This window comes from Rhodococcus sp. 5G237 (assembly GCF_053764735.1).
The window spans coordinates 367,605-392,631 of the sequence record NZ_JBSNCD010000001.1 but is presented as its reverse complement, the minus strand read 5'-3'; the positions used below and the strand labels follow the sequence as shown (position 1 = coordinate 392,631).

Here is a 25,027-nt window from a genome sequence, read left to right as displayed (position 1 = left end):
CGAGGTACCCGCCATGACCACCACTCACGCCACGCCGTTGTCCGCCGAGGATCTGGAGGTCGTGCATCTGATCCACTCCGCTCTACGCCGGGACACCGAACGTCTCGCCGACTTTGCGCAGAAGTGGCGGACCGCCGACCCCGGCACGCACGATGCGCTGCTCCTCGGCTGGCACGGGTTCAGCACCGAACTGCACACGCACCACTCCATCGAGGACGCCTACGTCTGGCCGTTCATGCGGCCACGCCTCGCACACGATGCGGGGGCGATGGAGGTGCTCGATGCGATGGAGGCCGAACACGCCGTGATCGATCCGGCGTTGGCTGAGATCGAGGCCGTGCTCGACGACCGGGAGACGGCGACCGAGCGGCTCGGCGGCCTCCTCGACGGTCTCGTGACGTCGTTGGGTGCTCATCTCGCGCACGAGGAGCGGGACGCTTTCCCCTTGATCGAACAATCCATCACCAAGGAGGAATGGCACGACATCTCGATGCGGGCGTTCGGGCAACTGGACAAACGCGAGGTCTCCGAAATGCTGCCCTATCTCTTCGAGGGAGCACCGAAGGACAGCGTGGCCACAGTGCTGAAGAGTCTCCCGGTACCGGTGCGGGTGCTCAACCGGTTCTGGTGGACACCGCGCTACGCACGGGAGCGCCGCTGGGCGTGAGGACTGCCGGTGGGAGGACCGTCAGGCGGTCGGCTCGCATGCCCCGCGCAGGCTGCACGCGCCGCACGAGGTACCGCAGCCGGCCGTCTCCTCCGGCTTGGTCGCCGCAGCGACGCGCGCTGCGACGGATCCGCCGGCTCCGGCGGTGATCAGGGCGGCCACCACGGTGACGACGACCGCGATGATCCCGGCGACGGTGGGCAGCGTCAGCGACGCGACTCCACCGAGGGCGAGGAGCACCGCGGACCCGAGCATGCTGGGTGCGGCGACCTTGTTGGCGAGGGCGAACGCCTCGTCGTCACGCAGTGCGTCGGGGGTGCGCACACCGGCCCAGCGGTTGCGCGGGAGCTTGCCGGTCAGTGCCGCGACACCCACCGCGCCGACGACGAGAGCGAGCACGAAGAGCAGGACAGCGACGATGAGCACCCGACCAGGATACGCGGCCGGTGGTGCCACCGGTCTGCTCGGGTGCGGGCACGTTCTACCCTGGTGGGAGCACTCACACGCCCGGCCGAGTAGATAGTGATCACCGTGACCCGTCCCGAACAGACCTCCCAGCACGAACCCGGCAGCACTCCGCAGCATCGGTACACCGCCGAGCTCGCGGGGCGGATCGAGCAGCGCTGGCAGGAGCTCTGGCGCGAGCGCGGCACCTTCCACGCTCCCAATCCGGTGGGCGATCTCGCGGGCGAGGTGCCCTCCGACAAGCTGTTCGTGCAGGACATGTTCCCGTACCCCTCGGGCTCGGGCCTGCACGTGGGGCACCCGCTCGGGTACATCGCCACCGACGTGTACGCGCGCTTCAACCGCATGCAGGGCCGCAACGTGCTGCACACCCTCGGTTACGACGCCTTCGGCCTGCCGGCCGAGCAGTACGCCGTGCAGACGGGCACGCACCCGCGCACGACCACCGAGGCCAACATCGGGAACATGAAGCGGCAGCTCTCCCGACTCGGTCTCGGGCACGACGAGCGTCGCTCGGTCGCGACGACCGACGTCGACTTCTACCGCTGGACGCAGTGGATCTTCCTGACGATCTACAACGCCTGGTACGACCGCGAGGCCGGCCGGGCGCGTCGCATCTCCGAACTCGAGGCCGAATTCGCCGACGGCACGCGTCGTCTCGAGGACGGACGCGACTGGGCGTCGCTGTCGGAGGGTGAGCGCGCCGACGTCATCGACTCGTACCGCCTGGTCTACCGGTCGGATTCGCTCGTCAACTGGTGCCCGGGTCTGGGCACGGTGCTCGCTAACGAGGAGGTCACGGCCGACGGCCGCTCCGAGCGCGGCAACTTCCCGGTCTTCCGGAAGAACCTGCGCCAGTGGATGATGCGGATCACCGCCTACTCCGACCGCCTGATCGACGATCTCGAGCACCTGGACTGGACCGACAAGGTCAAGTCCATGCAGCGCAACTGGATCGGGCGCTCGCACGGCGCTCAGGTGAAGTTCGCCGTCGCCGACCACGATTCGGCGATCGAGGTGTTCACGACCCGGCCCGACACCCTGTTCGGTGCCAGCTACGTGACCCTCGCTCCCGAGCACGAACTCGTCGACCGGATCGTCGGTGCGTCCTGGCCCGAGGGTGTCGACGAGCGCTGGACCGGCGGCGCCGCCGATCCGGCTTCCGCGGTCGCGGCCTACCGCGCGTCGATCGCCGCGAAGTCCGATCTCGAGCGGCAGGAGTCGAAGGAGAAGACCGGTGTGTTCCTCGGCGCCTACGCCGTGAACCCGGTCAATGGTGAGCGACTGCCGATCTTCATCGCCGACTACGTCCTCACCGGCTATGGTACCGGCGCGATCATGGCCGTTCCCGGCCACGACCAGCGCGACTGGGAGTTCGCGACCGCCTTCGGCCTGCCCGTCCGCGAGGTCATCTCCGGCGGCGACGTCACCGCCGAGGCGTACACCGGCGACGGCGTGCTGGTGAACTCCGGCCTGCTCGACGGTCTCGACGTCGCCGAGGCGAAGAAGACGATCGTCGCGAAACTCGAAGAGGACGGCGCCGGACGCGGCACCATCCAGTACAAGCTGCGCGACTGGCTGTTCGCGCGGCAGCGGTACTGGGGCGAGCCCTTCCCGATCGTCTACGACGAGCAGGGACGCGCCCATGCGCTGCCCGAATCCGCTCTGCCCGTGGAACTTCCGGAGGTGGAGGACTATGCGCCGGTCTCCTTCGATCCGGACGATGCCGATTCCGAACCGTCCCCGCCGCTCGCGAAGGCGGTCGACTGGATGAACGTCGAGCTCGATCTCGGCGACGGCCTGAAGCGCTACACGCGCGACACCAACGTGATGCCGCAGTGGGCCGGCAGCTCGTGGTACCAGCTGCGCTACATCGACCCCACCAATTCGGAAGCCTTCTGCGACAAGGAGAACGAGGCGTACTGGACCGGCCCGCGGCCGGAACTGCACGGCCCGAACGACCCGGGTGGCGTCGATCTCTACGTCGGCGGTGTCGAGCATGCGGTGCTGCACCTGCTGTACGCGCGGTTCTGGCACAAGGTGCTCTTCGACCTCGGCTACGTCACCTCCTCGGAGCCGTACCGTCGCCTGTTCAACCAGGGCTACATCCAGGCCTACGCCTACACCGACTCGCGCGGTGTGTACGTGCCGGCCGAGGAGGTCGTCGAGCGCGACGGCACGTTCTACTGGACCGGCCCGGACGGTGAGCAGGAGGTCGCTCGCGAGTACGGGAAGATGGGCAAGTCGCTCAAGAACTCCGTCAGCCCCGACCAGATCTTCGACGAGTACGGCGCCGACACCCTGCGCGTCTACGAGATGTCGATGGGTCCGCTCGACCAGTCGCGTCCGTGGGCGACCAAGGACGTCGTCGGCGCGCACCGCTTCCTGCAGCGCGTGTGGCGTCTGGTCGTCGAGGAGGAGAGCGGCGCGCTGCGCGTCACCGACGACATCCCCGGCGACGACACGCTGCGGGCGCTCAACAAGACGGTCGCGGGTGTGTCCGACGACTTCACCCACCTGCGCGACAACACGGCGATCGCCAAGCTCATCGAGTACACGAACCACCTGACGAAGCAGTACCCGTCGGGTGCGCCGCGCAGCGCCGTCGAACCGCTCGTGCTCATGCTCGGCCCGGTCGCCCCGCACCTCGCCGAGGAGATGTGGTCGCGTCTCGGACACACCGAATCGCTTGCGCACGGCCCGTTCCCGGTCGCCGACGAGAAGTGGCTCGTCGAGGACAGTGTCGAGTACCCGATCCAGGTCAACGGCAAGGTGCGCAGCCGCATCACCGTCCCGGCCGACGCCGCGCCCGACGCGATCGAGGCCGCTGCGCTCGCGGACGAGAAGATCGCCGACCTGCTCGGCGGTGCCGCACCGCGCAAGGTGATCGTGGTTCCCGGCAAGATGGTCAATGTCGTGAAGTAGCAACCGCTTACGACGGACGAGACCCCGGTGCACAGGATGCACCGGGGTCTCGTCGACTACAACCGGGATCAGGGGTGCTTGTGTTCGATCTTCTCGAACTCGGCGACCTCGCCCGCATCGTGCGCGCGCTCCTCCGCCTCCTTCGCCTCGAGCTGCTTGGCGACGGCATCCTTGAGGGAGACCTTGGCGGGCTCGGCGGCCTCCTCCTCGGCCTTGCGGATGCGCTCCTCGTCCTTCTTCTTCGCCGTCTCGGCGGCACGGCGCTTCGCGGCGGCCTCCTGATCGGCCTTCGCGGTCTCGGCGGCCTTCTTCTGCTCGGCTTCCTTCTCCGCCTGCTTCGCGCGTTCCTGCGCACGCTCGCGGGCCTGCTGGACCTCCTTCTCACGGTCGCGCCGTGCGGCTTCCTGCTCGGCCTCGGCGCGCTCACGCGTCCGGCGGAGTTCGGCGTCCGCCGCGCGCTTCTCGGCCGCGGCCTGGGCGTCGAGCTTCTCCGCGCGCTTCACCGCGTCGGCACGTTCGGTGGCGAGCGCCCCGCGCGTGGCGATCTCCTGGTCGTCGAGCACGCTGCCGACGATGCCGTCCAGCATGCCCAGTCCCCGCTCGTACATCAGGCGCGGCGGGGCGTCGGTGGGCAGGAACCGCAACTGCTGCTCGATCAATCCCAGCGGGAAGCGGGCGATCTTGTACTGCAGTCGCAGAACGCTCTTGGGCAGAGTGGCGAGGTTCATGGGCGCATCTCCAACTTCGATGGGGGTACAGCTCCGGTAGGGAATGTCGGTGGTGTTCGTCAGCGATCCGGCTCGTCGGTCAGCGTGCGTTCGAGGGCTTCGGCCTTGCGGCGTTCCTCCTCGGCCTGGAGGCGTGCACGTTCGGCGTCGTGGGAGGCGCGTCGGTGGTCCTCGTCGGCGGCCGCAACCTCTGCGGCGGCATCCGTGACCTGCTCGTTCTCCTCACGGCGTGCCTGCTGCTCCGCGGCCGTGGCCTCGCGGGCGGCGTCGGATCGCCCTCGGACGATGTTCTCCTCATGTTCGAGCTCGGCGGCCTGTTTGCGGACCCGTGCCTCCCGCTCGGCCTGCGACTCGACGGCGTCGGTCCGCTGCTGCACGGCCTCGCGTTCCTGCTGTCCGGCCTCGCGGACGGCGTCGAGCTGCTCAACCGCCTCGTCGCTCTCGGCCTCGGCCATGTGCGAGAGGGTGTCGGCCTTCCTGGCCTGCCGGGCCTGCTCCTGCTCGAGACGGCCTTCGGTGGTGAGGGAGTCGTTGCCGGTCAGAGCGCCGGCGACCTCCTTCGCCTTGCCGAACACGGTCTGCTTCAACCCGAGGCGTGCCTTGTCGGCCGGACCAGGGCGAGCCCTGTCGGATGGGCTGTCTTCGACCACGGTCATCTCCTTCCGTACGGGACACGAAGGGGACGGCCCCATGGCTTGGGGTAGCCAGACGCGGTCGGCTTCAATCCTCGAGAGTCTCGAGAGGGTGGATGTGCGCGCCGACGAAGTCGACGACATCGCCCAGGACCTCGTCCCGGTTCGTCTCGTTGAAGATCTCGTGCCGTGCCTCGGGATAGGTCTTCGACGACGACCCGCGACTTGCCAGCGACGACCATCCGGTGGCGGTGCCGTCGAGGGGAACCAGTCGATCCTCCTCGCCGTGCAACCACAGCACGGGCACGTCGTCGATGGCACCGGCGGCGGTGATCGTGTCGATGCAGGTCTTCAGTGCCTGCACGGTGGTGCGCTTGAACGGGCCGTGCCAGACGAGCGGGTCGGCCACATAGGCGCGACCCACCTCGGGATCGCGGGAGAGGGTGGACGGATCGATGGGGGTATCGGGGATCTCCTCGGCCGTGAGCAGGGCGTCGACGGCCGCCCACCTGCCGAGGACCGGGCCGGACAGAACCACCGCGGCCAGTTCCGAGCCGTATCGCTGCGCGTACCGGGCGGCGATCATGCCGCCCATCGAGTGTCCGACGAGCACGACCGGCAGGTCGGGATGCTCGCGGCGCGCCGTGAGATCGAGCAGACGGAAGTCGTCGACCACCTTCTCGAAGTCGTCGATGAGGACGCGCTCGCCGTCGCTGAGACCGTGACCGATGTGGTCGACCGCGTAGACGGCGGCGCCGTCGGCCACGAGGCGCGCGGCCACGTACTCGTAGCGTCCGCAGTGCTCGCCGTAGCCGTGGCACAACAGCACCACGTAGCGCGGGTTCTCACCGACCCACGTGCGGGCCGCGAGGGCGCCGGCGTATCCGTCGAGGGTGAAGGCGACAGCGTCGATCATCGGGTCTCCGATCGTTCCGGGTGATGGCGATGTCATCGTCCTCCGGCGCGGGGCCTTCCGAGTGGGAATCGCGAGTGCATCTACGGATCCGGCCCACTACCGTCGAATTGAAACGTGTTCCAGATTCGAACGAAGGAGACCTCATGGCACCGAGTCGGGACGCGATCCGCGCCACCGTCGAGAACTATGTGAAGTCCGTGGCCTCGGGCACCGTCGACGATGTCCTCGCCCTGTACGCGCCGGGCGCGACGGTCGAGGATCCGGTCGGCACGCCGGTCCGCGCCACCGAGGCCGAGATCCGCGAGTTCTACGGCGTGGTCGAACCGCTCGCGCAGACCGGTGAGGTGATCACCCTCAAGATCACGGAGAGCAACGCCGCTTTCGTGTTCCGTCTGGTCACGCACCTGGGTGAGCAGGATCTGATCATGGAGGTCGTCGACGTGATGACCTTCGACGACGACGCGAGGATCACGAGCATGAGGGCGTTCTGGAGCCAGGAGGACATGCAGACCGTCCCCGCCTCCTGATGGGCAGCCGCATCGTCGAGGTCGATGGTTTCACGTGGAACATCGACGATCGGGGCGACGGACCCGCGGTCGTGATGTGCCACGGATTCCCCGGCCTGGGGTACAGCTACCGGCACCAGTTCACGCCACTCGTCGACGCCGGCTACCGTGCCGTCGCCCCCGACATGCCCGGCTACGGCCGAACCGACCGGCCCCGAGAGGTCGAGGAGTACACGAACGTCGCGGTCGCCGATCGCCTCGTCCGACTGCTCGACGTCCTCGGGATCGACTGTGCGGTCGTCGTCGGTCACGACTTCGGTGCGCCCGTCGCGTGGACGACGGCGCTGCGACATCCGGATCGCGTCGCCGGTCTCGTCCTGCTCGCCGTGCCCTACTCGCCCGACCGGATGCCCGCGCGACCCAGCGAGATCTTCCGCGGTCTCGCCGACAAGCACTTCCTCCACCTCCACTACTTCCAGGAACCGGGAGTCGCGGAGGCAGAACTCGATCCCCGCCCGCGCGAATTCCTGCAGAGGTTGTTCTTCGCCCTGTCGGGCGGATATCGCTATCTCGACGTGTGGTCGCATCCGTCCGAGGGACGCGGATATCTCGACGTGCTGCCCACCGCGCCCGACCTGCCGTGGGACTGGCTCGACGACGACGAACTCGCGCACTATGCGGCCGAGTTCGCCCGCACCGGATTCGGTGGAGGTCTGTCCTGGTACCGCGCCTACGACGCCAACTGGGAGGCGTCGCGTCCCTACGAGGGTGCGAAGGTGCAGGTACCGACGCTGTTCGTGGCGGGCGATCGGGATCCCGTCGTCGCGATGTCGGGGTCGTCGGCGCTCGAACGGATGCGTGCCTTCGTCCCCGATCTGCGCGGTGTCCACCTGCTCGAGGGCGCGGGGCATTTCGTGCAGATGGAACGTCGCGACGAGGTGAACGACCTTCTCCTGCGTTTCCTCTCCGGGATCCGGATACCGACGAGAACCGCCGAACAGCACTTTCACCGGCGATCATCGACCTAGCATGGCGGCGTGGCCAGCGACACGGTTCGTGGATTCGGTCTGGCACTCGCCCTGACGGCACTGGTGGCGGGTGCCTGCTCGTCGGGCGGTTCGGTCGAGACGACGACGCCCGTGCAACTGCATGTCGCGACCGCGCAGGACGACCCGTGGACGCCGCGTCTGGTACCGCCGCAGGTGCCTGTCGCGGTGCCGCCCCCACCCCCCGAAGTCGTCGAGGACGGCGGCGACCCGGTCACTGCCACCGCCGGGGCCCCGGCCGTTCCCGGTGATCGGCCCGCCCTCTACGGGGGCAGTCTCGACCGGCCCCTGTGCGACCGCGAAGCACTCATCCTTCATCTGGAGGAGGATCCGGCCAAGGCCGAAGCGTGGCGCGGTGTCCTCGGCGTGCCCGACATCCGCGGCTACACCGACACCCTCACGGCGGTCCTGTTGCGCGCCGACACCCGGGTGACCATGCACGAGTACCGCGACGGTGCCGCGCGGCCCGTGCAGTCGCTGCTCGAGCGCGGCACGATCGTCCTCGTCGACGAACTCGGTGTTCCGCGCGTGCGGTGCGTGCGCGGCAATCCCCTGTCCGCGCCGGTGCTCACCGGCAACGACGAACTCGAAGGCCCGAAATGGCCCGGTCTGAACGCCGAGCGGATGTTCGTCGTCCAGCCCGCCGCGACTGCCGTGCGGGAGTTGGAGGTCGTCGACATCACGACCGGCGCGATGGTCCCCGTGCCGGTCGGTGAGGCTCTGCCGAAGACCACGGCTCCGGCCGCACCGGAGACCACGGAGGAAACCCTCCCGGAGACCGAGGCACTGCAGGCACCCGTTCCCGCACCGCGGCGTGCTCCGGTGCCGGAAGCCGCGGCACCACCGCCTCCTCCCCCGGAACCGCCGCCTCCGCCCGCTCCGGAACCGCCGCCACCGCCACCGCCGCCGGCTCCGGAACCCGCTCCGGCTCCGGCACCGGCACCTCCGCCGGCGCCGCGGGCTCCGGCGCCGCCGCCTCCGCAGATCCAGATCCAGATCCCGGGCGCTCCCCCGGTGGTGATTCCGCTGCCCTTCTGAGTCGTCGGCCGTTCCGAGCCGCCAGCTCTTTCGAGCTGTCAGCGAGGACGCAGAACGACCTCGGTGGGGTGGGCGTCGACCGGCGCCTCGACGACCTGCCGCACCGCACGCGCCACTGTGCCGGGGCTGAGGAACTGCGACGGGTCGTACTCACGACCTTCCGACGCGACGATCGCGCGCTGCATGTCGGTGTCGATCCGGCCCGGGTGGATCGAGGTGACCCGCAGCGCGGGTTCCTCCTCGCGCAGCGCGTCGCCGAACGCCCGCAGTGCGAACTTGCTCGCGGCATAGGCACCCCAGCCGGGGCGAACACGCAGACCCGCCCCCGAGTTGATGAGCACCACGTGGCCGTTCGCGGCCCGCAGGGCCGGCAGCAACACCTGTGTCAACGCGACGACGGCGACGACGTTCGCCTCGAACGTCTCGCGCCACTGCCGGGGCTCGCTGTCGGCGATCGTGCCCAGTTCGGCGACACCCGCGTTGTGGACGAGCACGTCGAGCCGGTCGATGTCGGCGGCAGCAGCGGCGACGGCGTCGTGATCGAGCAGGTCCACGGGCCACGGCGTGGCGTCGGGCAGTTCCTCGAGGATCGCATCGAGCGACTCGCGACGTCGGCCGCCGAGGAGCAGATCGTGGGTGGGAGCGAGTTCGTGGGCGATCGCGGCGCCGAGACCGCGACCCCCTCCGGTGACGAGAGCTGTGGGGCGCATGATCACGAGCCTAGGAAGCAGACGGTGGGGCGGCCACCACACCGTGCTCGAGACCGGCCAGGATCTCGGCGAGCCGGTCGTCCGGCGGGGTCTCCACCGCCGGGTCGCGCGGGAACCGGAGTTCGAGGAACGCCTTGGGTCGCGACAGCACGTACTCACGCGCCAGATTCCTCAGCCGCGTGCGCAGCCGCACGTCGTTCGCAGCGCGGACTCCGGCGATGTCGATGCCCGCCCGCCGGCACAACGCCACCGCGCGCGGAAGGTGGAAGCCCTGGGTCGTGATCAGTGCCTGCCGCACGCCGTAGGTGGCCACGGCGCGCCGGGCGGTGTCGTAGGTGTCGAGACCGTACGGATCGGCGATGATCCGTTCCCGGTTCACACCCTGCTCGACGAGATACGCGATCATCGCCTCGATCTCGTCGCCCGAGGTTCCGGCCCCATCACCTGAGACGAGCACGGCCTGCACCCGTCCCAGTTCCATCAACGCGACCGCGATGTCGAGGCGGCTGCGGAGCACCCGCATCGGACGGCCCTCGTGCACCCGCGCGCCCGGCACGATCACCACCGGGGCGGGCGGCGCGTCGTCCACCTCGTACATGAGGTCCTTCGCCTCCGACGCAACGCGGGCGGAGACGAGTGTCAGCGCGGACACCGCACCGACGACCAGTGCGGAGACCGCACCGAGGGGGGACGACGACCGGACGGATTCGAGCATGCGTCCCAGATTACGGACGCCCGGCGGCCACAATGGAGGGGTGGACCCCGTCGACGCACTCCGCGAAGTCGCCTTCTGGCTCGAACGTGAACACGCCGACACCTACCGCGTGCAGGCCTATCGACGCGCGGCGGAGGTGCTCGCCGAGGTGAGCGACCCCAAGCGGGAGGTGCTGCGGAAGACCGACTCGTGGACCGATCTGCCGGGCGTCGGGAAGAAGACCGCGACCGTCATCCGCGAGTCGTTCGACGGAGTACCCGCCTATCTCGAGCAGTTGCGCGAGGAGGCCGACCCGATCGGACGCGGCGGCCGCGATCTGCTCGAGTCCCTACGCGGCGACCTGCACACCCACTCGAACTGGTCCGACGGCGGCAGCCCCATCGACGAAATGCACCGTGTCGCGTCGACGATGCTCGGGCACGAGTACTTCGCCCTCACCGACCACTCCCCTCGCTTGAAGGTCGCGAACGGCCTCACCGCGGAGCGGCTGCGCTCGCAGCTCGCCGTCGTCGCGGAGATCAACGAGAACAGCAGTGGTGCACGGATTCTCACGGGTATCGAGGTCGACATCCTCGACGACGGGTCGCTCGACCAGGACGAAGGGCTGCTCGCCGAACTCGACGTCGTCGTCGCGAGCGTGCACTCGAACCTGCGGGCCGACCGGTCGGCGATGACGAAACGCATGCTGCGCGCGGCGGCGAATCCCCACGTCGACGTCCTCGGGCACTGCACCGGCCGGCTCGTCGCCGGAGGTCGCGGAAGCCGTGCCGAGTCGAAGTTCGACGCCGAAAAAGTCTTCGCCGCGTGTCGCGACCACGACACCGCCGTCGAGATCAACTGCCGGCCCGAACGCCGCGACCCGCCGTCGCGTCTCATCGACCTCGCGCTCGAGACGGACTGCCTGTTCTCCATCGACACCGATGCGCACGCACCCGGGCAGCTCGACTGGCTCGGGTACGGTTGCGAACGTGCCGTCGAGCGGGGTGTCGAACCCGAACAGGTGATCAACACCTGGGAGGTCGACGACCTGCTGGCGTGGACCGACAGGTAGGGGATGCGCGTGGAACACGTCGACGTACTGATCGTGGGAGCCGGACTGTCCGGCATCGATGCCGGTTACCGGTTGCAGACACAGTGCCCGGATCTCGGGTACGCCATCCTCGAGAGTCGCGACGCGATCGGTGGTACGTGGGATCTGTTCCGCTATCCGGGGATCCGGTCGGACAGCGACATGTACACGCTCGGCTTCCCGTTCCGCCCGTGGCGGGGCGAGAAATCCATCGCCGACGGTCCCCACATCCTGCAGTACATCCGAGACACCGCCGCCGAATTCGGTATCGACCAGCGTATCCGATTCGGCCACAAGGTGATCGACGCATCCTGGTCGTCCGCGGACGCACGGTGGACGGTGCGTGCCTCGACCGGGCAGGGCACGGTCGAGATGTCCTGCTCCTTCCTCTATCTCTGCAGCGGCTACTACAGCTACGAGTCCGGTTACCTCCCCGACATCCCCGGCCTGCAGGACTTCGCGGGCACGGTCGTGTATCCGCAGTTCTGGCCCGAGAACCTCGACTACGAGGGGAAGAAGATCGTGGTGATCGGCAGCGGCGCCACGGCCGTCACGCTCGTGCCCGCCCTGGCGGAGAAGGCCGAGCACGTGACGATGCTGCAGCGCTCCCCCACCTACGTGATGTCACTGCCCGCGCGCGACCCGATCGCGACGCGGATACGACGCCTGTTGCCGGACAAGGTGGCCCATCGCGCGGTGCGGACGAAGAACGTCGTGGTCAATCTCGGCTTCTACCAGTTCTGTCAGCGGTTCCCTTCGGCCGCGAAAGGCGTGCTGCGCACCCTCACCGAACGTCGCCTGCGCGGCAGGATCCCGGTCGATCCCCACTTCTCACCGCGCTACGACCCGTGGGATCAGCGACTGTGCGTGGTCCCCGACTCCGACCTGTTCCGCACCCTGCGTGCGGAGAAGGCCGAGATCGTCACCGACCGGATCGACACCGTCACCGAGAAGAGCGTCCGCCTCGAGTCCGGTCGCGAACTCGAGGCCGAGATCCTGATCCCCGCAACGGGTCTGCAACTGGTTCCTGCCGGCGGAATCGAGTTCGTCGTCGACGGGGAGAAGATCGACCTCTCGACCCGGTTCATCTACCGCGGCATGATGCTCGACGGTCTGCCCAATGCCGCGATGTGCCTCGGCTACACCAACGCGTCGTGGACCCTGCGTGCCGATCTCGCGTCCCTCTACGTGTGCCGGTTACTGCGGTACATGCGCCGCAACGGCTACCGCTCGGCGGTGCCGAGATATTCGGGCGACGGTCGCACCCGTCCGCTGCTCGGTCTCGACGCCGGGTACATCCACCGGGCGGAAAGTGCTCTTCCCAAGCAGGGTTCGCGCAGCCCGTGGCTGATGCGGCAGAACTATCTCCTCGACCTGCCCACCATGCGGTTCGGGCGTATCGACGAATCGATGCAGTTCACGCCCTGACCGTCAGCGTCGGCGCGCCGCCAGGTGGACGTCGGGGAAGCGATGGTCGGCGTCGGGACGGCTGACCGTCCGCCACACCTCGTCGAAACCGGCGTCGGACAACACCGCGGCGAGACGATCAGGGTGCCACCGCCACGCCGGCGCCACCGCGTGATCGAACTCGACCACCTCGCCCGGGATGTCGGTTGTCTGGCCCACGACGAGCACCACGCCCCCGGACGGGATCCTCTCCGCCCACCCATCGAGGATCCCGGGGATCTCGGACGGCGGAACATGGATGAGGCTGCACCGCGCGATGATCGCGCTCGGAACCACTCCGCGGAGTTCGTCGGACCCGAGTCGCGCGTCGTCCCGGACGAATCGCAAATCGGGGTAGGCGCCTCGCGCAATGCGCAGCATCTCTGTGCTGGGATCGAGGCCGATCACGTCGAGTCCGCGTTCGGCGAGGTCCGCCACCACGTATCCGGGTCCGCAGCCCACGTCCAGCACGACACCCTCCACGGGGCTTTGCCGCACCATCTCGGCGAAGGCGGCGACAGTGTGGCGTTCGAGCGGGGTCAGGTACGGATCGGGGAACAGCTCGACGTACAGATCCGCGAGGGCGTCGTATCCGGGCTGGTTCACTCCGGCATGGTACGACGGAGTCGCGATGAGTTCGACCCCGTTCGCAGGTCCTACCCACGACGAAGCGGTTACCACCGGAGGGGATCCATGATCATCGTCGCAGGACATCTCATCATCGATGCCGACAGGCGCGAGGCTTATCTTGCGACCTGCAGGGCCGTCGTCGAGGCGGCCCGTAGAGCGCCGGGCTGTCTCGACTTCGCCGTCACTGCAGACCTGATCGAACCCGACCGCGTCTGCATCTACGAACGGTGGGAGTCACGGGCACAGCTCGACGACTTCCGCGGTAGCGGACCCGGCGAGGATCAGGCCCGGGAGATCCGGTCGATGGAGGTCTCCGAATACCTCGTCCCGGATGTGCTGTCGTCGAACGAGTAGTTCTCGTCGCAGATCCCGCCGGAGCTCGACAGGATCTGCGCAGGCGGTCAGCGTTCCTCGAGCTTCTCGTCGGGATACCGCGCGAACCGGCCGGCGTCGCGTTCGTGCACGGGACCGTCGCTGTCCCAGGGCCATCCACCGAATCCGGTGCGGCGGTAGTCCTCGAACGCCTGCCGGACGCCCGCCTCGTCGTTGAGCACGAACGGGCCGTACGAGACGACGGGTTCGCCGATCGGACGACCCTGCAGCATCAGGATCTGCGTGCCCTCGTCGCCGCCGGTGAGGTGCACCGGTACCGACGCGTCGACGACGACCCCGTGCCCGGACTCGATCGTCCGATCGCCGATCCGCACGGGAGAACCGTTGTACACGTACAGGACCCGCTGCGTCTGCTCACCGCGCGCGACCGGCAGTTCCCAGCGCGCACCGGACGACAGGTCGATGTTCCAGATCGCCACGTCGGTGCCGGGTCGGGACGCCCACGAATTCGGCGGGGGCGGCGGCGGAGTCGCGTCGTCGAGTTCACCGGCGATGACGCGGACGGAGGTGGTGTGCCCGTCCTCGTCCGCGACCGTCACGGTGGGGGTGTCCTCGTTCCACAGCATCGAGAAGTGCGGGTCGACGGTCTTCGACTCGGCGGGCAGGTTCAGCCAGATCTGGAACAGTTCGAGAGGATTGTCCGAATCCTTGTTCAGCAGAGGGAACATCTCGCTGTGGACAACTCCGTTGCCGGCGGTGAGCCACTGCGTGTCGCCCTCACCGAAACGCGCCGCCGCACCCACCGAATCGGAGTGGTCGACGAACCCCGAGCGGACGAAGGTGACCGTCTCGAAGCCGCGGTGCGGGTGGCCGGGGAATCCCGGGACGGTGGTGCCGTGGTACATGCTCCAGCCCGCAGGGTTGCCGAAGTCCTGGCCGAGCGGGCGGCCGTCGAGCGACGCGTCGGGTCCGAGTTCGTCGTTGCCCGCCGGATACGCGTCGACGTGGTGTGCGACGAACAGGAAGGGATCGATCGTCTGCCAGGGCATACCGAGCCGGAAGACCTGGAGTACCGGAGTAGGGGCTGCTGACGTCATGACCCGTGCAACTCCGTGCCCGTGCTCTTTGTTCCGGGCGGTGTGATGGCCTCGCTGTCGTCGAGCACGCGCGCCCCGGCGGCGAACTTCTCGACCTGGTCACCCAGTCGGATCTGCGCGGGGACGGCCCCGCCGAGCAGGTCGCGGGCCAGGGCCGGGGAGTCACCGAGCGGCAGGTCGCTGCCGGCGATGACGACGTTGCCGTAGCGACGTCCCTTGAGCATCGCGGGGTCGGCGATGATCACGGTGTGTTCGAAGACCTCACCGATCGTCGCGGCCTCGCGTTTCGCGACGGTCAGGTCGCGGAAGTCGCCGCAGTTGACGACGTAGACACCGCCGGGTGCGAGCACACGCCGGGCGTGCTGAGTGAACTGGAGGGTCGTGAGTGCGACGGGAGTGCGGTTGTAGGCGAAGACATCCCGCACGATCACGTCGCGGCTCGCGTCGGAGAGCGAGGTGAGGACCTGACGGGCCTCCCCCACCCGGATGCGCAGCAACGGGGCGCGGGGCAGATCGAACCAGTGGCGGACGAGTTCGGCGAGGCGACCGTCGATCTCGACGACGACCTGCCGAGCGTCGGGGTAGACCGCGGCGAAGTAGCGCGCCATCGTGCACGCACCCCCACCGAGGTGCAGCACGCGCAATCTGGAGTCGCGTTCGAACCTGCTCTCGACGAGCATCGCGATCCACCGCATGTACTCGAACTCGAGCAGGGCCGGATCGCTCAGGTCGATGTGCGAACTGGGCACCCCGTTGATCTCGAGTACCCATCCGTCGGCGAGATAGCGGTCCTTGACGAGCTCGCACGTACCCGTGTCGATGTCGTACAACCCCTCGACCGGGCCGCCCGGTGCACCCGTCTTCTCCTTGCGCGGCGACGATGCGGCGCGGCCACCTCGTTGCCTGCTCATACGACGAGCCTAGTACCGGCCACCCGGTGTCCGATCAGAGGTGGAGGTCCTCCTTGCGCATCATCGAGGTGGCAACGACGCTGATCACGGAGGTGAGAACGAGATAACCGCAGGCCAGCCAGGGACCGCCGGCCACGGCGATGAGCGCGGTGAGGATCATCGGGGTGATGCCCGACGCGTAGACGCCGGAGAACTGGTAGACGACCGACAGGCCCGTGTAGCGGATCTCCGCCGGGTACAGGCTCGCGTACAACGTTCCCTGCGCGCCGTAGAACAGGGCGTGGACGATGCCGAACACGAGGATCATCGCGGCGGCGAACCAGAACAGGTTGTTCGTGCCGAACAGGGCGAAGGTCGGGAACACCGCGATGCCGTAGGCGGCGATGCCGACGGTGTAGATCTGCTTCGCGCCGAACCGGTCGACCAGCATGCCCGACACCGGGAGCAGCGCGGCCATGACCAGCGCGGCGAGGGTGACGACGAGGAGCACCGGCACCTTGGCGAAGTCGAGGTCGTTGGTGGCGTAGGTGATGGCGAAGACACCCCACGTGTTGAACGCCGCGCCCTCACCCCACCGCGACAGCAGACCGAGGACGGTGCTGCGACGCACGCCGGGCCGGAAGACGTCCACGAGCGGAGCCGACGACTTCTTCGCGAGTTCCTGCACCTCGCGGAAGGCAGGGGTCTCGTCGACCTTCAGACGCACGACGAAACCGACGGCGACGAGGACCAGGCTGAGCAGGAATGCGATCCGCCAACCGTACGACAGGAACTGCTGCTCGTCGAAGATCACCTGCAGGGCCGCGAAGACCGCGGTGCCCAACGCGAGACCGAGCGCGAGGCCCACCTGCGGGATGCTGCCGAACAGGCCGCGCTTCTTCTCCGGGCTGTGCTCGACGGCGAGCAGGACGGCCCCGGCCCATTCACCACCGAGAGCGAAGCCCTGCAGGATGCGCAGCAGGAGCAGCAGGATCGGTGCGACCACACCCACCTGCGCGTACGTGGGCAGGATGCCCATCAACGCGGTGGCGACGCCCATGATGAACATCGTCAGCGCGAGGGTCTTCTTGCGTCCGATCCGGTCACCGATGTGGCCGAAGACGACACCGCCGATGGGGCGGACCACGAAACCCACGGCGAAGGTCGCGAAGGCCAGCATCGTGCCGACGAACGAACTCTGGTCGGGGAAGAACAGCTGGTTGAACACCAGGCTCGCGGCCGTCGCGTACAGGAAGAAGTCGTACCACTCGACCGTCGTACCGAGCAGACTCGCCGCGACCACGGTGCGTAGTCTCTTGCGGCGATCGAGATCGGACTCGGGTGCGGAACTGGGCTGTGACAGCGTGGTCATGGACTCGATTCCCGGTGGTGGACAGCGTGCAACCCGGCGACGCTAACCACGCCCGCCGCCTTCACGCACGGGTTCCGATCATGCTGATCGCAAATGTTGCCGGGCACCCTCCGGGGCTGTTCTCCTGGACATCACGCTTGCCTGTCGTCGACTCGAGGACTTCGTCTTGTCTCTGCATATGCACTGGTTCCTGCCTACTTACGGCGACTCGCGAAACCTCATGGCAGGAGGCCACGGCAGTTCGATGTCGGGCGATCGTCCGGCGACGCTGCGCTACCTGAACCAGATCGCCGCCGCTGCGGAGTCGAGCGGCTTCGAATCGGTCCTCACCCCCACCGGCGCGTGGTGCGAGGATGCGTGGCTGACGACGGCGATGCTCATCGACACCACCGAGACCCTCAAGTTCCTCGTCGCACTGCGCCCCGGGCTCATCAGCCCCACGCTGGCCGCGCAGATGGCCGCGACCTTCCAGTGGCAGTCGCAGGGACGCCTGCTCCTCAACGTCGTCACCGGCGGAGAGGACCACGAACAGCGCACCTTCGGCGACTTCCTCGACAAGAATCAGCGCTACGCGCGCTGCGGCGAATACCTCGACGTGATCAAGCGCCTGTGGGCGGGCAACGGCCCGGTCGACTTCGAGGGCGAGTACATCCAGGTTCGGAACGCCCAACTCCAGCGCATCCCCGATCCGGTGCCGCCGCTCTTCTTCGGCGGGTCCTCTCCCGCCGCGGGCACCGTCGCGTCGCAGTTCTGCGACACCTACCTCACGTGGGGTGAGCCGCCGGCTGCCGTCGCCGACAAGATCGCGTGGATCCGCGGCCTCGCCGACATCCAGGGCCGCACCCTGGACTACGGCATCCGCCTGCACGTCATCAGCCGCGACACCTCCGAGGAGGCCTGGGCCGAGGCCGATCGCCTGCTCTCCGCGCTCGACCCCGCGACGATCGAGAAGGCCCAGCAGAGTCTGGCCCGTTCCGGTTCCGAAGGTCAGCGACGGATGGTCGAGTTGCACGGTGGCGGCAGCGCCTACGCCGCGAGCAAGGACGCCCGCAGCCTCGAGGTCGCCCCCAACCTGTGGGCGGGTGTCGGTCTGGTCCGTGGTGGCGCGGGCACCGCGCTCGTGGGTTCCCACGAGGAGGTCGCCGACCGTATCGCCGAGTACGCCGAGATCGGTCTCGACCACTTCGTGCTGTCGGGCTACCCGCATCTCGAGGAGGCCTACCGCTTCGGTGAGGGCGTGCGCCCGATCCTCGAGCGTCGTGGCCTGCTCGCACCGGCCTCCCGTCGAGCGGGCGACCTGTCGGGTTCGACGGCCTTCCTGCCCTCGGCTCACTGACCACCATCCGTCAGCTCGGTACAGCGCCGGCACGAAATGTGTCGGCGCTGTTACAGCTGCGGCCCTCGTCGTGCGGATCCGTCCGCAGCGCAGAGAATGGGGGCCATGCCGGACCGAGGATTCACGTCCACACAGCTCGCCGCACGCGCGGCGTACCTGTTGCGTGGGAACGACCTGGGCACCATGACGAGTGCCGCTCCCAAGCTTTATCCACACATGTGGAGTTGGGATGCGGCGTTCGTCGCCGTGGGGCTCGCGCCGCTCAGTGTCGAACGGGCGGTGGTCGAACTCGACACCCTGCTCTCGGCGCAGTGGAAGAACGGGATGATCCCGCACATCGTCTTCGCCAACGGTGTCGACGGCTACTTCCCCGGCCCGGCGCGCTGGGCGGTCTCCGAGCTGGCCGCGCACGCACCCGCCCAGGTGCAGACCTCGGGCATCACCCAGCCTCCCGTGCACGCCATCGCCGTGCAGCGCATCCTCGAGCATTCGCGACGGCACGGCCGCTCGACACGTGCTGTCGCCGAGGAGTTCCTGGATCGCCGGTGGGCGGATCTGGTGCGCTGGCACCGCTGGCTCGCGCACGCGCGCGATCTCGACGGCAACGGCCGCATCGCGCTGTACCACGGGTGGGAGTCGGGCATGGACAACTCCCCGCGCTGGGATACGGCGTACGCCAACGTCATCGCCGGTCCGGTGCCGCCCTTCCATCGCGAGGATCTCGAGCACGTCGCCGACGCCACCCAGCGACCCACCGACCGTGAATACGCGCGTTATCTGTGGTTGCTCGAGGAGATGAAGACGGCGCGCTACGAGGACGGCGTGCTCGCGAAGGCCATGAGCTTCGCGGTCGAGGACGTCTTCGTCAGCGCGGTGTTCTCGCTGTCGTGCGAGGTGCTCGCGACCATCGGTGAGGAGCATTCCCGTCCCAACGCGGATGTGCGCGAGCTGCATTCGTGGGCTGAACGGTTCCGGAAGGGCGTGATCGCCACGACCGATCCGCGGACGGGCGCGGCGAAGGATTTCGACCTGCGCAGCGGGAAGTGGGTCGCCACCGACACTCTCGCGATGTTCGCTCCGCTGCTGTGCGGTGGCCTCGACCGGCAGGCCGAGCGGGCGCTGCTGCGCACCTTCGAAGGGCCGAAGTTCTGCGGGCATCCGGATCTTCGCTATGCGGTACCGCCGTCGACCTCCCCCGTCTCGGGCGACTTCCGTCCCCGCGAGTACTGGCGCGGACCGGTGTGGCCCGTGATGACGTGGTTGTTCTCGTGGGCGTTCGCCCGTCGCGGCTGGGCCGAACGCGCGAACGTGCTTCGCGCGGAAGGGCTCCGGCAGGCGAGCGACGGCACCTTCGCCGAGTACTACGAGCCGTTCACCGGCGACCCGCTCGGCAGCATGCAACAGTCGTGGACCGCCGCAGCGGTATTGGACTGGCTCGGATGACCTGTGCGTGGTTCCGGTAGCGAGGCCGTAGCGAGCGCCACCGGAACCACACATGAGGTGTCAGACCCCGATACGTCCGCCGTCCGACTTCCACGCCGCGACCACGGCGGGACGCGGCTGGGAGTCGCCGCCGTCGGGCCAGTGCGAGGCCGGCGACGCCCACGACGCGTCGTCCGTCTCCCCGGGATGCTGCACGCACACCACGACCCGGCCGTCCTGCACGATCGGACCGCACGTCTCGGCACCGATCGGCACGGTGAGGAACTGTTTCGTCTCACCGCGGCGCGGTCCGTCGAGGACGACGCTGAACAATCCGTCGTTGGAGCCGAGTGCGTTGCCGTCGGTGGAGATCCACAGGTTGCCGTACGAATCGAAGGCCAGGTTGTCGGGGCACGAGATCGGGCTGACCTGCGACTTGTCGAAGCCGCCGAAGTAGGTGTCGGCCTCGTTCGGGTCCCCGCACACGAGCAACAGCGTCCACGTGAAGGACGTACCCGCGTGATCGTCGTCGATCTCGAGGACCTGACCGTTCTTGTTGTTCTCGCGCGGATTCGCCTCGTCCGCCGGGGCGGCGCCGTCGACACCACGCTTGGTGTTGTTGGTCAGGGCGACGTAGACCTTGCCGGTGACCGGATTCGGTTCGAAGTCCTCGGGGCGATCCATCTTCGTCGCGCCCACCCGGTCGCCGGCGAGGCGGGTGAACACCGCGACCTCCTCGGCGCTCATGCCGTCGACCAGCGACTCGGCGCTACCGTCCTCGTTCGCGCGCAGCAGCGGGATCCACTCGCCGCTGCCGCGGAACTCGCCGGCCTCGGGAAGCGTTCCGGATCCGTCGATCTCGTCCGGATGGTCCCCCCTGAGCTTCGCGACGTAGAGCGTGCCCGCGTCGAGCAGGGTCATGTTGTGCCGCATCGCCGCTCGCGAGTTCCCGGGCTGCATCTTCCGCGACGAGACGAACTTGTACATGTAGTCGAAGCGTTCGTCGTCACCGCTGTACGACACGACGGTGCCGTCGTCGGTGACGTGGACGGTGGCCGCCTCGTGCTTGAACCGTCCCAGCGCGGTGTGCTTGACGGGCACAGAGTTCGGATCCCACGGATCGATCTCGACGATCCACCCGAACCGGTTGACCTCGTTGGGTTCCGCGGCGATGTCGAAGCGCCGATCGAATCGCTCCCACTTCCGTTCGGTTTCGGCGCCCTCGAGTCCGTACCGGGCGAGACGTTCGGCGACGACCGGGTCGGTCACGCTCTCGGCGTTGGCGAAGTACTGGTTGAAGTTCTCCTCGCCCGACAACACGGTGCCCCACGGGGTGAGCCCGCCGGCGCAGTTGTTGAACGTCCCCGCGACCCGCGTACCGGTCGGGTCGGCGGTGGTCTTCAGCAGGTCGCTGCCCGCGGCCGGTCCGGTGAGGAGGAACTCGGTGGTTCCGGTGATACGACGGTTGTATTCGCCGAATTCCGGTGTCAGGCGTCCGGTCCCGGGCTCGCCCTTCACCTGGACGACCGACAGCCCGTGACCGGCGATGCCGATGCGTACCTGTTCCTCGGTGGGGTCGTCCGCGTCGTAGTCGGCGAACATGAAGGGTTCGGTGGTGTATTCGTGATTGACGACGAGCAGGTAGGTGTCGGGTCGGCCGTCCACCGCGAGCAGACCGGCGAAGTCGTTGTTGAACCCGAACTGCTTCTCCTGCGCGGTCGCCGTCTGGTTGCCGATGTCGAAGGCCGGTGCCTCGGGCAGCACCGGATCGCCCCACCGGATGACGACGTCGTTCTCGTATCCCTCCGGAACCGTCACCGCGTCATCGGTGTTCGGCGCGACCGCCGTGAAGTTGGTGCCGTCGGGCACCGGACCGAGATCTCCCGCCGTGCCGGCGTCACTGCCGGCGGCCGCAGCGGAATCGTCCGCACAGGCCGTCAGAACGCCACCGGCGCCGACGGCGAGCACGGCCATGGCACCGCCCCGCAGGACCCCGCGACGCGAGACGGCGGCGCGCACGATGTCGCCGAAATATTCACCGCGGGAGGTGTTCGGGACGGCGTGCGAACAGGCATCCCCGCACTTGTACTTGCACGTGATGTTCGAGCGCGACGATATGCCGTCGTGCGTGACGAACAAGGGCAGGACTCTACGGGCCACAACGTTCTCCTCGGAAATCGGTTCGACGCCGGAACCGTAGGAGCGCCAGGCGAGTCGGACGGAACGAGAAGGTGAACACCCGATGAGCATTCGGCGTCCGTGAGACGGCGGTCACAGAACGGGCCGAGGTCAGCCCGGGGCGATGCGGTCGAGATCCACGATCGGCCGGACACCGGGACCGTCGTCATCGAAGGACTCGTCGTCCGGCGGCCCCTCCTCGTCGTCCTCGACCTCGCCGGGCCTGCCGTCGACGAAAGGCACCACCCGGTTCGTGATCGCGGTGTTGTATTCCGCGGGAGCCTGGATCGGATTGGCGTGTCCGGTGCGGTCGAGTTTCGACACCAGCAGCGTGCCGTCGACACCGCCGGACTGGTCGATCAGGATCCGGTGGCTGTACTCGACATCGACGACGTTGTCGTTCATGGCGTTCCGTGGCCGGAGGAACGCTATGGCGGGACGGATCTTGTCGTCGCGTTCGTCGGCGAGTGCCCGCAGGTTGTCGATCGCACCGGAGGCGACGATCGCCCGGAACTGCGATTCGATCAGTCCGTTGCTCGCGGCGTCGGTCGAGAAGATCTTGTCGTGGAGCACCTCGGCCGCGACGTCGTGCAACTCTTCGGTGTCGATACGGCGGTACCACCGGTCCGAGGGGAGCACGAAACGGTCCATGCGGGCGACGACCTCGACGAGCATGCGCATGCTGCGGCTCTCCCGCGCGCCGGGCAGCCAGCCGATCCAGCGCAACAGGTCCTCACCGGCGTCGCGCGCGTCGGCCCGCACGGCGTGCAGGTCGAGCGGCGTGCAGTCCAGGATCACGCCGGTCACCTCGAGATCGGTGTCCTGATACAGGTGCTGGGCGACCTCGAGGGCGATGATCCCACCCATGCTGTGCCCGGTGAGCACGATGTTCTCGATCCCGGACCACGCGGCACGCTCGTGGATCAGGCGGCTGACGACGGCGGTGTCGAGACCGCTGTTGTCGTACTCGACAGCCCACACCTGCCCGAGCTCGCTCAGTGCGGGCAGTGCCGTGGCGGTCTCGGTCGCGTCGAGGTTGCCCAGGCCCACCAGGTCGACGACCGCCGTGTCGCGGTCCTCCCGCGTCGCCGCGTCGTGGATCGGATGTAGCTGCGGCTGCGTGAGAGCGAGTCGCTCGCGGACCGGCGCGACGTCCCATGCCCAGTACTGGGTGAAGAGGGCGACGAGCGGGAGCGCCGCGACGGCCGTGCGCGCGAGGACTCGTCGGAGCCGGCCGAACCGCACCCAGTGATGACCGGTGCGGGTATCGCGGAGACGTCGCCGCCGACGACTGTCGTCCCAGTCGTCGGCGGTGCAGGGCGGTAGCCATGGTGCGTTCGACATGCACCACCGATGCTACCGACGCACTGTGCTCGGCTCAGGGCCCGTCGGCACGGGCCGGGATCAGCTCAGCCCCGTCAGCGGGGGTGCGGAGTTGTCGTCTCGCCACGCGATGGCTTCGCGCAGTTCGGTGAGGTCGTAGTCGGGACCACCGACACCCACCGTGAACTGCGTGATCCCCAGCTCCACATAGGACGGGGCCGCCTCGGCGCCGGGCCACGAGGTGGACCGTTCGATGTCCTCGGGTCGACGACCGGCCTCGGCGCAGCGCTGCGCGAGGATCTCGGATTTCTCGGCGTGGGTCTCCATCTCGCCGAAGCTGTGCCAGATGTCGGCGTACTTCGCGACCATCGGCAGCGTCTTCTTCGGGCCGCCGCCACCGATGAGGATGGGAATGTGCCGGGTGGGCTGCGGGTTCAGCTTGCCGAGGCGATTCACGATGCGGGGCATGTACTCGGCGAGCAGGTCGAGGCGGGAGCCCTTGGTGCCGAATTCGTAGCCGTACTCGTCGTAGTCCCGTTCGAACCAGCCCGAACCGATGCCGAGGATGAGACGGCCGCCGCTGATGTGGTCGACGGTGCGGGCCATGTCGGCGAGCAGGTCGGGGTTGCGGTAGCCACCACCGGTGACCAGTGCGCCGATCTCCACACGTTCGGTCTGCTCCGCCCAAGCGCCGAGCATCGTCCAGCACTCGAAGTGGGCGCCGTCGGGGTCGCCGTAGAGCGGGTAGAAGTGGTCCCAGTTGAACACGATGTCGGCGCCTGCGTCCTCGGCGCGGAGCACGGTGTCGCGGATGACGCCGTAGTCGGGTTGCTGCTGGGGCTGTAGTTGGAGTCCGATGCGAATGGGGCGCGTCATGGAGTCCACGTTAAGGCAACATCTCGTATCGTCGCCCGAGTTCCCGCAGGAAGGACTCGAGAACGAGGTCGAAGCTCTCGGCGTCGATCTCGGCGGCGTACTCGCGGAGCCGATGCGCCTGCGACAGATGCGGATACCGCTCGTTGTAGGTGTCGATGTGATCGTCGAATCCGCCCGCGAACGAGGTGATCGCGGAGCCGATGACGATGTACTTGATCGAGGCGCCGATCATCGTCGCGAAGCGGGGCGGCCAGCCGGCGCGGGTGAGGCCGCCGTGGATGGCGTCGGACGCCTGGAGGGAGACGGGCCGGGTGCCGGGACTCGAGGCGAGGAAGGGCACCATGTTCGGGTGCGCGGCGAGCGCGTCGCGGTAGGTGCGGGCCCAGCGTCGGAGCGCTTCCTGCCAGTCGTCCTCGGCGAACCCGCTGACGTCGACCGATTCGCCGATGGCGTCGGCGATGTCGTCGAGCAGTTCTTCCTTGGTGGCGTAGTGGCTGTACAGCGACGGGGCGCGAACACCCAGTTCGGCGGCGATCCGACGCATCGAGACGGCGTCGAGGCCGTGCTCGTCGACGAGTCGCAGCGTGACGTCGCGGATGAGCTCACGGCTGAGCAGAGGCGTGCGCGGGCGCGCCATCCATCGTCCTCCTTCCGGCCCGGCCTGGACGAGCTAACAATGTAAGGTTAGTTTGGAATCGCGAGAAGCG

The 25,027-nt window shown here is 68.3% G+C and carries 24 protein-coding genes; 10 read left to right on the top strand and 14 right to left on the bottom strand.

Features of this window, described 5'->3' with window-relative positions; all coding sequences use genetic code 11:
* The first annotated feature begins 13 nt into the window (after positions 1-13).
* Positions 14-667 carry a hemerythrin domain-containing protein gene (locus tag ACWPOC_RS01865; RefSeq protein WP_120280919.1) on the top strand — a complete coding sequence of 218 codons (654 nt, stop codon included), beginning with the start codon at positions 14-16 and terminating at the stop codon, positions 665-667.
* Between the two features lie 21 nt (positions 668-688).
* Here the strand turns inward: ACWPOC_RS01865 and ACWPOC_RS01860 are convergent, their stop codons facing one another.
* Positions 689-1,093 (bottom strand): SdpI family protein, encoded by a 405-nt coding sequence (locus tag ACWPOC_RS01860; RefSeq protein WP_016691037.1) that lies wholly within the window; start codon positions 1,091-1,093, stop codon positions 689-691.
* Between the two features lie 96 nt (positions 1,094-1,189).
* Between ACWPOC_RS01860 and leuS the strand changes: the two genes are divergently transcribed.
* Positions 1,190-4,057: a leucine--tRNA ligase gene (gene leuS / locus ACWPOC_RS01855; protein ID WP_455407906.1), complete on the top strand. Its 2,868-nt coding sequence runs from the start codon at positions 1,190-1,192 to the stop codon at positions 4,055-4,057.
* Between the two features lie 68 nt (positions 4,058-4,125).
* Here the strand turns inward: leuS and ACWPOC_RS01850 are convergent, their stop codons facing one another.
* The 3 genes from ACWPOC_RS01850 to ACWPOC_RS01840 all read right to left on the bottom strand — a co-directional run bounded on the left by ACWPOC_RS01850 (position 4,126) and on the right by ACWPOC_RS01840 (position 6,333).
* Positions 4,126-4,785, bottom strand: a complete 660-nt coding sequence (locus tag ACWPOC_RS01850; RefSeq protein WP_060652439.1) for a hypothetical protein — start codon at positions 4,783-4,785, stop codon at positions 4,126-4,128.
* A 59-nt stretch (positions 4,786-4,844) separates the two neighbouring features.
* Entirely contained in the window at positions 4,845-5,441 is a 597-nt protein-coding gene (locus ACWPOC_RS01845; protein ID WP_455407905.1) for a CsbD family protein, read from the bottom strand.
* A 64-nt stretch (positions 5,442-5,505) separates the two neighbouring features.
* Complete coding sequence (locus tag ACWPOC_RS01840) at positions 5,506-6,333, bottom strand: alpha/beta hydrolase (RefSeq protein WP_120280914.1); 828 nt, start codon at positions 6,331-6,333, stop codon at positions 5,506-5,508.
* A 143-nt stretch (positions 6,334-6,476) separates the two neighbouring features.
* Here ACWPOC_RS01840 and ACWPOC_RS01835 point away from each other — a divergent pair, with 143 nt between their 5' ends.
* Genes ACWPOC_RS01835 through ACWPOC_RS01825 form a run of 3 tightly spaced genes read left to right on the top strand, consistent with a single transcriptional unit; the run spans position 6,477 to position 8,923 of the window.
* On the top strand, positions 6,477-6,860 hold the full coding sequence (locus ACWPOC_RS01835; RefSeq protein ID WP_120280913.1) for a nuclear transport factor 2 family protein: 384 nt from the start codon (positions 6,477-6,479) through the stop codon (positions 6,858-6,860).
* Entirely contained in the window at positions 6,860-7,867 is a 1,008-nt protein-coding gene (locus tag ACWPOC_RS01830) for an alpha/beta fold hydrolase (RefSeq protein WP_455407904.1), read from the top strand. Before ACWPOC_RS01835 ends, ACWPOC_RS01830 begins: the two co-directional genes overlap by 1 nt.
* 9 nt (positions 7,868-7,876) lie before the next feature.
* A complete protein-coding gene (locus ACWPOC_RS01825) occupies positions 7,877-8,923 on the top strand; it encodes a DUF6777 domain-containing protein (RefSeq protein ID WP_455407903.1) in 1,047 nt (348 codons plus the stop codon).
* A gap of 38 nt (positions 8,924-8,961) precedes the next feature.
* Here the strand turns inward: ACWPOC_RS01825 and ACWPOC_RS01820 are convergent, their stop codons facing one another.
* Together ACWPOC_RS01820 and ACWPOC_RS01815 are read right to left on the bottom strand one after the other, a co-directional pair.
* On the bottom strand, positions 8,962-9,633 hold the full coding sequence (locus tag ACWPOC_RS01820) for an SDR family oxidoreductase (RefSeq protein ID WP_120283808.1): 672 nt from the start codon (positions 9,631-9,633) through the stop codon (positions 8,962-8,964).
* A 10-nt stretch (positions 9,634-9,643) separates the two neighbouring features.
* Positions 9,644-10,348, bottom strand: coding sequence for a YdcF family protein (locus ACWPOC_RS01815; protein ID WP_120280910.1), 705 nt, complete (start codon positions 10,346-10,348; stop codon positions 9,644-9,646).
* Positions 10,349-10,388: 40 nt separating this feature from the next.
* On the opposite strand from ACWPOC_RS01815, the gene ACWPOC_RS01810 reads away from it, so the two are divergent.
* Both ACWPOC_RS01810 and ACWPOC_RS01805 read left to right on the top strand, forming a co-directional pair.
* Entirely contained in the window at positions 10,389-11,399 is a 1,011-nt protein-coding gene (locus ACWPOC_RS01810; protein ID WP_455407902.1) for a PHP domain-containing protein, read from the top strand.
* 3 nt (positions 11,400-11,402) lie between these two features.
* Positions 11,403-12,845, top strand: a complete 1,443-nt coding sequence (locus tag ACWPOC_RS01805; RefSeq protein WP_455407901.1) for a flavin-containing monooxygenase — start codon at positions 11,403-11,405, stop codon at positions 12,843-12,845.
* 3 nt (positions 12,846-12,848) lie between these two features.
* Here ACWPOC_RS01805 and ACWPOC_RS01800 read toward each other — a convergent pair whose 3' ends face one another.
* The gene (locus ACWPOC_RS01800; protein ID WP_120283806.1) at positions 12,849-13,469 is read right to left on the bottom strand and encodes a class I SAM-dependent methyltransferase; all 621 of its coding nucleotides are present in this window, start codon (positions 13,467-13,469) and stop codon (positions 12,849-12,851) included.
* Between the two features lie 87 nt (positions 13,470-13,556).
* Here ACWPOC_RS01800 and ACWPOC_RS01795 point away from each other — a divergent pair, with 87 nt between their 5' ends.
* Positions 13,557-13,847 (top strand): antibiotic biosynthesis monooxygenase family protein, encoded by a 291-nt coding sequence (locus ACWPOC_RS01795; protein ID WP_120280907.1) that lies wholly within the window; start codon positions 13,557-13,559, stop codon positions 13,845-13,847.
* A 47-nt stretch (positions 13,848-13,894) separates the two neighbouring features.
* Here the strand turns inward: ACWPOC_RS01795 and ACWPOC_RS01790 are convergent, their stop codons facing one another.
* The 3 genes from ACWPOC_RS01790 to ACWPOC_RS01780 are packed head-to-tail and all read right to left on the bottom strand — an operon-like array spanning position 13,895 to position 17,185.
* Positions 13,895-14,875, bottom strand: a complete 981-nt coding sequence (locus ACWPOC_RS01790) for a pirin family protein (RefSeq protein WP_120280906.1) — start codon at positions 14,873-14,875, stop codon at positions 13,895-13,897.
* 44 nt (positions 14,876-14,919) lie between these two features.
* Positions 14,920-15,834: a fused MFS/spermidine synthase gene (locus tag ACWPOC_RS01785; RefSeq protein WP_120280905.1), complete on the bottom strand. Its 915-nt coding sequence runs from the start codon at positions 15,832-15,834 to the stop codon at positions 14,920-14,922.
* Between the two features lie 34 nt (positions 15,835-15,868).
* Positions 15,869-17,185, bottom strand: coding sequence for an MFS transporter (locus ACWPOC_RS01780; RefSeq protein ID WP_120280904.1), 1,317 nt, complete (start codon positions 17,183-17,185; stop codon positions 15,869-15,871).
* 166 nt (positions 17,186-17,351) lie between these two features.
* On the opposite strand from ACWPOC_RS01780, the gene ACWPOC_RS01775 reads away from it, so the two are divergent.
* Positions 17,352-18,521: an LLM class flavin-dependent oxidoreductase gene (locus ACWPOC_RS01775; RefSeq protein ID WP_120280903.1), complete on the top strand. Its 1,170-nt coding sequence runs from the start codon at positions 17,352-17,354 to the stop codon at positions 18,519-18,521.
* A gap of 105 nt (positions 18,522-18,626) precedes the next feature.
* A complete protein-coding gene (gene ggh / locus ACWPOC_RS01770; protein WP_230789201.1) occupies positions 18,627-19,964 on the top strand; it encodes a glucosylglycerate hydrolase in 1,338 nt (445 codons plus the stop codon).
* Between the two features lie 60 nt (positions 19,965-20,024).
* Here the strand turns inward: ggh and ACWPOC_RS01765 are convergent, their stop codons facing one another.
* From ACWPOC_RS01765 to ACWPOC_RS01750, 4 genes are all read right to left on the bottom strand, one after another.
* A complete protein-coding gene (locus ACWPOC_RS01765) occupies positions 20,025-22,103 on the bottom strand; it encodes a PhoX family protein (RefSeq protein ID WP_455407900.1) in 2,079 nt (692 codons plus the stop codon).
* 129 nt (positions 22,104-22,232) lie between these two features.
* Positions 22,233-23,465: an alpha/beta fold hydrolase gene (locus tag ACWPOC_RS01760; protein WP_455407899.1), complete on the bottom strand. Its 1,233-nt coding sequence runs from the start codon at positions 23,463-23,465 to the stop codon at positions 22,233-22,235.
* Between the two features lie 60 nt (positions 23,466-23,525).
* Positions 23,526-24,320: an LLM class F420-dependent oxidoreductase gene (locus ACWPOC_RS01755; RefSeq protein WP_059381980.1), complete on the bottom strand. Its 795-nt coding sequence runs from the start codon at positions 24,318-24,320 to the stop codon at positions 23,526-23,528.
* 10 nt (positions 24,321-24,330) lie between these two features.
* Positions 24,331-24,957, bottom strand: coding sequence for a TetR/AcrR family transcriptional regulator (locus ACWPOC_RS01750; RefSeq protein ID WP_088896930.1), 627 nt, complete (start codon positions 24,955-24,957; stop codon positions 24,331-24,333).
* Positions 24,958-25,027 lie beyond the last annotated feature (70 nt).